At 69.7% G+C, this 913-nt stretch carries 1 protein-coding gene; it reads left to right on the top strand.

Annotated elements, in window-relative coordinates; translation table 11 throughout:
• The coding region (locus tag AQJ27_RS51275; protein WP_162489402.1) for a dihydrolipoamide acetyltransferase family protein at positions 1-912 on the top strand (912 nt) is incomplete at its 5' end.
• Position 913 lies beyond the last annotated feature (1 nt).

Genomic DNA, 913 nt, shown 5'->3' with positions numbered 1-913 from the left:
AAGCCCCCGGTCCGCAAGCTGGCCAAGGACCTCGGCGTCGACCTGGCCACGATCACGCCGTCGGGCCCGGACGGCATCATCACGCGCGAGGACGTGCACGCGGCGGCCGCACCGGCTCCGGCCCCCGAGCAGCCGTCGGTGACGGCGGTGACGGCGTCGCCGGTTCCCGCCCAGGCCCAGGCTCCCGCTCCGGTCGTCACCTACGACACGGCGCGTGAGACCCGTATCCCGGTCAAGGGGGTCCGCAAGGCCACCGCCACCGCGATGATCGGCTCGGCGTTCACCGCGCCGCACGTCACCGAGTTCGTGACGGTCGACGTGACGCGCACGATGAAGCTCGTCGAGGAGCTCAAGCAGGACAAGGAGATGCAGGGCCTGCGGGTCAACCCGCTCCTGCTCATCGCCAAGGCCCTGCTGGTCGCCATCAAGCGCAACCCGGACGTCAACGCCTCCTGGGACGAGACCGCCCAGGAGATCGTGCTCAAGCACTACGTGAACCTGGGCATCGCCGCCGCCACCCCGCGCGGTCTGATCGTCCCGAACATCAAGGACGCCCACACCAAGACACTCCCCCAACTCGCCGGGTCCCTGGGCGAGCTGGTGTCCACGGCCCGCGAGGGCAAGACCTCACCCGCCGCGATGCAGGGCGGCACGGTCACGATCACGAACGTCGGCGTCTTCGGCGTCGACACCGGCACGCCGATCCTCAACCCCGGCGAGTCCGCGATCCTCGCGATCGGCGCGATCAAACTCCAGCCCTGGGTCCACAAGGGCAAGGTCAAACCCCGCCAGGTGACGACGCTCGCGCTGAGCTTCGACCACCGCCTGGTCGACGGCGAACTCGGCTCCAAAGTCCTGGCCGACCTGGCGGCGATCCTGGAACAGCCCAAACGGCTGATCACCTGGGCGTGAG

The sequence above is a fragment of the Streptomyces olivochromogenes genome, assembly GCF_001514115.1.
Lineage (GTDB): Bacteria > Actinomycetota > Actinomycetes > Streptomycetales > Streptomycetaceae > Streptomyces > Streptomyces olivochromogenes.
The sequence above is the reverse complement of the archived record's forward strand: the minus strand, read 5'-3'. Positions and strand labels throughout refer to the sequence as shown.